The organism is Enterovibrio nigricans DSM 22720, from assembly GCF_900167155.1.
Taxonomy (GTDB): domain Bacteria; phylum Pseudomonadota; class Gammaproteobacteria; order Enterobacterales; family Vibrionaceae; genus Enterovibrio; species Enterovibrio nigricans.
In genome coordinates this window covers 1-7,841 of sequence record NZ_FUXU01000118.1, presented here as the reverse complement: position 1 = coordinate 7,841, position 7,841 = coordinate 1, and the positions used below count along the sequence as shown (strand labels likewise).

The following is a 7,841-nucleotide window of genomic DNA, read 5'->3' as shown; positions in this document are numbered from 1 at the left end:
TGGCCATCTATCCGTTATCCGCCAGGGAGAAATGAGACGATTTTGGATCACTACGGATTTTTTGCAACAACCCCCTTTGAGAAGAGAAGCCACAGCTATCTGAGATTTGGGAAAGGCTCAAATCACTGTTACAAAGTAGATCTTGAGCAAGCTCGAAACGCTTTCTTAAGACATATTGGTGCGGTGTCATGCCCATTTGGGTTTTAAACAGGTGGTGGAATTGGCTCTCGGCTAAAAAAACGGACCCTGCCATCTGCGCCACACTGATTTTTCGATTGATGTGCTGTCGAATATACAAATCAAGTACATCCATATTCAGACGATGATGTTGCCTGATAGAAGGCAGTTGATCGCGGACATGTCTTTCCATCACACACAAGAGTGTGTCCGCACATGCTCGCCCTAGGAGCTGATCATCCGGATTCGCGACCATCTCAGCTGTCAAGGCACGCACGAGGGTTTGCGCCTGATTGTCGAGCTGAAAATACGCATCGCGTCGAAACAAAGTTTCCACTTTCTGCTTCATGGTGATTTCACCATGCAAGACTGACTCGGGAAGGTTGATAACCAAAATTTCATTTTGGCCGATCCCCGAAAATGCATGTAACTCCGACTCAGAGACCAAACACCCTTGTCCAGGGCCAACAAGATTACCTCGACCTGACAACTCGAACTCAGTTTGTCCCTGTAGGCCGATCACAACCTGCCGATAATCATGCGCATGAAGCGACGGATCACTGGGCAAAGCAATAACCTGAGAGTGCTTGAATTCTAATGCCATAGCCAAAACAGTAACGAGGGAAAGACAAGGCCTATTTTGCCATGTATTAGGGAGAATCGAGAAGCAAAATCATCCCGGAAAGATGATCAAGTGGTGTACAAACTACGGTGGATGTCATTTCGACTTCAATTCTGAGGAGGATCTCTCCATCTTTACGCTATCAATCCTATCTAGCTTGTCTTAATAGCGAACAAATAACAACCAATTTATTACATATGTCATTGATATAAACGAGGTAATCACCCTTTGGCATAGGCGAAAGCATGAAAACTTTCGCTTGATCATTCTTTCAGGGACATTAACAGGCGATCTTTTCATGATCATCGTTCCGGTGAAATCGGATCCTTGGCATTTCAAATAAACGGGCTACAACGCAAATTAATCAATGTAAATCACGCCAAATTTATGACGCCAAATTAAAATTAGCGTCAATTAAAACGTTATTTCCTATTTTCTAATAACGAAATTCGTGCGCTACACTAAATCTTGCATTAATTATTGAGTTGCCAGTCAAAATAAAGAGTTTGAATAATAACGATAAGCGTCAAATAATTAGTATCATGAAGAAGCGTATTAACATATCCATGTTAATGTAGCGATTTGGGACACAGGTTTTCTAAAGAAATACCGAGAATAAGCAAGGGACTTATGAAAAGTAATCGCATCACCGCTCTGGTTCTTGCGTTAACGCCAATACTTCTTAGCAGTCAATCGCTTGCCAATGAAGCCACAGTCGCGACTGACGATCCCGTTGTTGCGTTGGAACAGAAGCTAGCGGATAAAAGAAGTGAAATTAGCTCACACGCACAAAACCTACAAACACAGAGAGATAAGCTTGATGCCTTGTTAGCTGAACGCGAAACATTGGCGAAAAGTACTATCGAACTTGAAAATAAGCGTAATCTGGCACAAGAGCGACTCGATGAGCAATTTCGTCGCTTAATTGAAAACCCAGATACAGACTTAACCCAATACAGAGATGACTATCAAGTAGCTTGGAATGCGGTAAAACAAAACCAAAATGATACGCTGACCAATGATCAAGTGGTCGCTGAGCAACAGCGTATTGTTGAAGGTGAAAACCGCCAGAAACAATTACTGATGAGTTCAATGGAAAATTTGCAAGAAGCGAAAAAAGAAGCGCGTGTTAAGCGCCTTCGTCAGGAGCTTACAGTTGCAGATTCCATTGAAGTTGTTCACACCATCACCTGTAGTGAATCAATGACGCTTGCCGCTTGTGCGAATCAGGGCAAAACCCTGACTATGCAAAAAGCGGTCAACACTTTCCAATCTCAAGTTCTTGATAACGTCACTGAATCCACGACAGCGAAACTGAACGCAAATCGCGTATCTTTCAATATTCATGTGATGAACAACAATGTCGTAGACAGCGGCTTTAGCGGAACGAACCGCTACATCACGCGAATGCAGGCTGAAATGCGCAGCCAGCCGGATGAAAATGCGGCCTGTAAACTGCTTGATTTTGCCGAAAGATATTGTGTGGAAAAACCATTTACGTCAGCAAAAACTGCACCGAAACAACAAGCTAAGCGTTGGGTGAATATCAAAATTCGCTCAAATCGCTATGACGACAACGTCACGATCAATGGTGTGACCTACGGTTCCACACCCGTTGAGATCATGTTGCCAGCGGGACAACACCAACTGTCTGTCGACAAGCCTGGGTTTGAACCATACAGTCGTCAGATGTACATGAACAAAGACTCCGTCGTTTGGGCGAACCTCAAAGAACAGGAGAACCAGCCTCAGCCGGGAAAGCAATTCGCTGACAAACTCACCAATAACCGACAAGCCCCTCAAATGGTTGTTGTCGGTGCTGGGCAGTATCGCGTTGGGTTTGACGCCAAGCAATCAGTCATGGTTGAACAGCCATACTCGATAGCCGCTACGCCAGTGACGGTGAAACAATTTGGCGAGTTTGTTGCAGCGACAGGCTATGTGACGGGAGCTGAAGAAGGACAAGGTTGCACCACGTTAGAAAACGGTGAGCCAAAGCAACTTCTCAACCATCATTGGCGTAAGCCTGGTTTCACACAAACCGACAGCTCACCGGTTGTATGTATCACACACGAAGACGCTATGACGTATTCAAAGTGGCTAAGTACACAAACGGGCTTCAGCTATACCTTACCATCGGAAGTGCAGTGGGAAGTCGCGGCACGTGGTGGTCAAGAGTCTGATTTTTGGTGGGGCAACGACATCGGTGTCGGCAATGCCAATACAGGCTGGAGTGGCTCTGAGTGGTCCAACAAAAGTACCTCGCCAGTCGGCAGTTTCGCAGCAAACCCTTTCGGTATTTATGATACTGCAGGGAATGTTTGGGAGTGGGCTGAAAGCCAAACCCCTGTAGCGAGAGGCGGTGCCTGGAGTTTCTCTCCAAGCAGTGCGCGTGTCGCAGAGCGCTTGGAACTGAAATCGGATCTCAGTGCAAACTACCTCGGTTTCCGTGTTGTTCGCCAAATATAGCGTTCCTTGTTTCTAGTGTCCCTAAAAAGCCCACTTTTGTGGGCTTTTTTGTTTTCGCACAAACACATTCAAGGCGAGAAAATATGCATTTTTCTCGGTATTTACATGAGCAATAGAAGAATCCTATTAATTAACTGCGAAATAGTGCATTTCCCCCCTGCCCGAATTTCTGGCGACTGCGTATATTACGCAACGAGCAGAAGATATTGCAGTATCTTGCTGTTTCATCACTGAAATTTACCTCGGTGAACCATCTTATCGTCACTTGAAACCCTCGAGCGTTACGATAGGTGGACTCTTCTACACGTCGTACAGGATTTCACTCTTTGGAGTAAACTCTTGTTTTTACCGGCTCCCTACGAGCCGGTTTTTTTATTCAACGACATCCAATTTGTGATACATGCCGTGTAACACAGTAAACTTTTACAATACACTGTCACTTAACCAATTTAGCCAGCCTTCCTTATGAACAACGTAACGCCAATCCCCACAACGCAGATCTCGCTCTTTGAACAGCTCCCCGGATGTTGGGGCTGCAAAGATATAGATTCAAAATTTGTTTATGTGAATAAGAACTATGCTGACTTACTCGGTATTGACTCTCAAGACACGTTAATCGGAAAAACAGTATCAGAGCTGTCCCCTGACCTTGCAAAATATGCTGATAACTTTTCCCATCAAGACAAGCGCGTCATTAAGACAAAACGTAAAATCCGCATTCTGAATGTTCACCCTTATTCCAACGGCAGTTGGCAAGCGCACATCGTAACCAAAGTACCTTGGTACAATGAGTCTGGCGATATACTCGGGGTCATCTTCAATTGGGAGTCGGTGGATGAAAGTGCATTGCTGGATATTGGCGCGTGGATCTGCAAACTGGCAGGCACAAATACTCACACAGAGGCTCGGCCTCCCTCGACGCCATCTAAAGGCTTACTGTCCAAAAGAGAGTCTGAAGTATTATTTCTTCACCTTTATGGCAAGAAGCCTCAGTTCATCGCCCAACTGCTGGGTGTTTCCGTAAAGACCATTGAAAATCACTTTGCTAATCTTCGAATAAAACTCGGGGCAAACAGCAAAACTGAGCTCGTCGATAAGGCTCTGGAGCTAGGTATCGGCTCTAGGATCCCACAAACACTTTTGAAGCAACAATTTAGCCTTATTATCGAAGAATAAAAAAGCAGCTTACGCTGCTTTTTCTTATGGTTTTTTGGGGTTAAGGCGCCAATCTCTCTACGTCCCACTGACCCTTACCTTCGTTTTGATAGATAAACCTGTCATGCAGTCGGTGCTCACCACCTTGCCAAAATTCCATCGACGAGACTTTCACGCGAAAGCCACCCCAAAATGTTGGCACGGGAACTTCGCCTTTTTCAAACTGCTTTTTCAGCTCCATGTATTTCCCTTCAAGAGCAGAACGCGCCGACAAGCGTTCACTTTGATGGCTGGCCCATGCAGCTAATTGGCTTTCCTTCGGCCGAGACAAGAAGTACTTCATCACTTCGAGCTTACCCAGCTTTTCAGCCGTTCCCGTGATATGCACCTGACGCTCAAGCATATGCCAAGGGAAGTGAATGCTAATTTTCGAGTTATGCGCAAGCTGTTTCGCTTTACGACTCCCCAAATTGGTATAGAACACGAATCCATCGTTATCTACGTGTTTTAACAACACAATACGTTGAAAGGGTTGACCGTTTTCATCAACTGTCGCTACGGTCATTGCAGTGGGATCAGGTAGCCCCGCGTCAATGGCCTGTTTGAGCCAGTGCTCAAAAAATTCAACCGGGTTTTCAGGCAGATCTTTGCGTCTCAATCCGCCTTGGTTATATTCTCTTCGAATATCAAACAAATCCATCTGGAGCTCCGAGTAACGATTTTTTCCCATTTTGCTGCCCACGGACGGTTTTCTCAAGCGAAAACCCTGTTGGAAACAGTGTTTACTAAAGAAGGCGATTATGCAGAAGCGGCTCATTGTTTTTTTTGTCACCCTGATAGGGCTAATTCTGACCGCCTTTGTCGCCTCTTTTACTTACTCCTCCATTGAAAAACGTTATATCCAAAAAATCGAAAGCGATGTCTTTCAGTTGCAGGAAAAGCTAGCGGCAGAATTAGCCCGTTATAGCGAAATCCCCGTCGTTTTATCTGCCGACCCAAGGTTAAAGCGCCTTCTACGCGCTCCAGAAAGTGAACGGCTATTCGAAGAGACCAACATCCTGCTCAGTGATTGGAATGCACGCCTTAACAGTGACGTGCTGTATTTGATGAATCCTCAAGGTATGACTGTCGCCTCAAGCAACGTCGACACTGAAACCAGCTTTGTCGGACATAGCTATCATTATCGGCCTTATTTCCAGCAGGCCATTCAAGGCAATAAGGGGCAGTACTACGCCTTAGGTGTCGTCTCAGACAAGCGTGGCTACTATTTTTCGTACCCTGTTATTGATGACAACAGAATTTCTGGCGTACTGACACTCAAAGTCGATCTCTCAATCATCGACCGAATATGGAACCAGCAGCAGTTTGACTACCTGATTGCGGATCCGTTAGGCGTCATTTTCTACAGCTCTCGCAATGAATGGCTCTATCAGTCATTAACAATCTTGACGGATGTACAGAAGCAAGCCATTCGAGATTCCAGACGTTATGGCGATACCAAACTCAGGAACCTGACAACGTTTAAACATGCCGATGTTCTGTCGGGAAAAACTAAAGTGTCCCTCTCGAACAAAGACCTTGAGCGGGAAATGATGTTGATTTCCACAACCCCCCTAGGTACTGAGGGCTGGCAAATATATGGATTTACGCCGGTCTCTGATTCTTTTCCCGTCGTTTTCCAATCCGCCTGTATCTTCGCCGTGTTCTATGCCCTACTCGTGCTGGTCATCGCCGCATGGCTTCAAAATGTACGCACCCGCAAAGAGTTGGCACGGTTAAATGACCATTTGGAAGTCAAAGTCGCTACGCGCACCGCTTCACTGGAAGAAACAAACGCAGCCCTGCGGTCCAGTATCGCGCAATACGAGACGGCACAAGCGGCGTTAAGACAAACCGAATCTGAGCTCATACAAGCGGCAAAACTCGCCATGTTGGGAGAAATGTCAGCCAGCATCAATCATGAAATTAACCAGCCTCTTGCTGCTATGCGAACCTACACCGAAAATAGCTTAAGACTGATGAAAAAAGAGCGGTACGCTGATGTCGGAAAAAACCTGACGACCATTAATGAACTGATTGGACTGATTGCCGAAATCATTGCTCGATTCAAAGTATTCGCCAGAAAACAAGATAAAAGCAGCCGTAATAGGGCTGACGTCAATGCCGTAATCTCTGCCTCCATCGCCCTTTCAGAGGCCAGCTTTCTGAAAAAAGGGATCCACATTACGTGCACACTGTCGGATAAAGATCTCTATGTGAAAGCCGATCCTGTCCAGTTAGAACAGGTGATCCTCAACTTAATGAGCAATGCTACGCACGCGTTGTCATCTACCCAAGATCCGATGATGGGGATAGAAATTATAGAAACGGAGGAACGCATCGCCATTCATGTCTGGGACAACGGATCAGGCATGAATAATGACCTGAAAGACAACATCTTCTCGCCCTTTTTCACCACCAAACCCGACGGACTCGGTTTGGGGTTAACGATTTGTCGTCGCATCATCGAGAGCTTTGATGGCGACCTCAAAGTCAACGATCATTCAAGTGGTGGTGCCGACTTTATCGTCACGCTGCAACGTTTTATAGAAGGGACACAACGCCATGACAAAAGAGATTTGGATCATTGATGATGAGCGTTCAATCCGAGACTCTTTAAGTCAGACGCTCGACATTGAAGGATTTATCCCTACCGCGTTTTCCAGTGCCAAAGATGCTTTAACGAAATTGGATTCAACGTTTGAGGGCGTCATCGTCTCTGACATCAACATGCCGCAGATGGACGGTATCGCATTTCTCCATCATGCCCTTGCTATCGACAAAGAGCTGTCAGTCGTTATGTTAACGGGGCACGGGGATATATCTACGGCGGTTTCAGCGATGCGAGGAGGTGCCTATGACTTTCTGGAAAAGCCCTTTTCTACCGATCACCTTTTGGAGGTTATTGGCCGAGGCTTAGACAAACGAAATCTTGTGATGGAAAACCGTGAGCTGCGGCGAGAGCTCGAACAACAGAGTGCGCCCGGCCCTCGAATTCTCGGCAATTCGGGAGAAATCAAGCAGCTTCGACGCGCCCTCTCTCACTTAAAAGATAAAGACACTTGTTTGCTCATGCAAGGTGAGCGGGGAACGGGAAAAGAACTCGCCGCCCGATTCATGCACGACCACAGCGAGCGGCAAGACGAGCCATTCGTCAGCTTAAAATGTCGCCAGGTTCCCGACTCCGGCATCGAACAAGAATTGTTTGGTGTCACTGGAGAGACAACGCCGTTATTTGCGGGGAAACATGGAAAGCTAAAATCCGCACGCAAAGGCACCTTGTTTCTTGATGGCATTGAAGCATTGCCCCTCTCCGTTCAACGAAAAATATGGCTCCGTTGCAAAGTTAGTAGAAGGCCGCTGAGACCCTAGGTTATCC

Annotated in this window: 6 protein-coding genes; 4 read left to right on the top strand and 2 right to left on the bottom strand. The window is 46.2% G+C overall.

The annotated features are described in order from the left end of the window. Nucleotides 1-7 precede the first annotated feature (7 nt). Nucleotides 8-781, bottom strand: a complete 774-nt coding sequence (locus B5D35_RS21610) for a helix-turn-helix domain-containing protein (RefSeq protein WP_078754537.1) — start codon at nt 779-781, stop codon at nt 8-10. A 648-nt stretch (nt 782-1,429) separates the two neighbouring features. On the opposite strand from B5D35_RS21610, the gene B5D35_RS21605 reads away from it, so the two are divergent. Together B5D35_RS21605 and B5D35_RS21600 are read left to right on the top strand one after the other, a co-directional pair. Further along, nucleotides 1,430-3,268 carry an SUMF1/EgtB/PvdO family nonheme iron enzyme gene (locus tag B5D35_RS21605; RefSeq protein ID WP_078754536.1) on the top strand — a complete coding sequence of 613 codons (1,839 nt, stop codon included), beginning with the start codon at nt 1,430-1,432 and terminating at the stop codon, nt 3,266-3,268. 465 nt (nt 3,269-3,733) lie between these two features. Next, nucleotides 3,734-4,444, top strand: a complete 711-nt coding sequence (locus B5D35_RS21600) for a helix-turn-helix transcriptional regulator (RefSeq protein WP_078754535.1) — start codon at nt 3,734-3,736, stop codon at nt 4,442-4,444. 40 nt (nt 4,445-4,484) lie between these two features. Here the strand turns inward: B5D35_RS21600 and pdxH are convergent, their stop codons facing one another. After that, nucleotides 4,485-5,123 (bottom strand): pyridoxamine 5'-phosphate oxidase, encoded by a 639-nt coding sequence (gene pdxH, locus B5D35_RS21595; RefSeq protein ID WP_078754534.1) that lies wholly within the window; start codon nt 5,121-5,123, stop codon nt 4,485-4,487. A gap of 100 nt (nt 5,124-5,223) precedes the next feature. On the opposite strand from pdxH, the gene B5D35_RS21590 reads away from it, so the two are divergent. After that, a complete protein-coding gene (locus tag B5D35_RS21590; protein WP_078754533.1) occupies nt 5,224-7,053 on the top strand; it encodes a sensor histidine kinase in 1,830 nt (609 codons plus the stop codon). Next, complete coding sequence (locus B5D35_RS21585) at nt 7,028-7,834, top strand: sigma-54-dependent transcriptional regulator (protein ID WP_078754532.1); 807 nt, start codon at nt 7,028-7,030, stop codon at nt 7,832-7,834. The genes B5D35_RS21590 and B5D35_RS21585 overlap by 26 nt, the downstream gene beginning before the upstream one ends. Nucleotides 7,835-7,841: the final 7 nt, after the last annotated feature.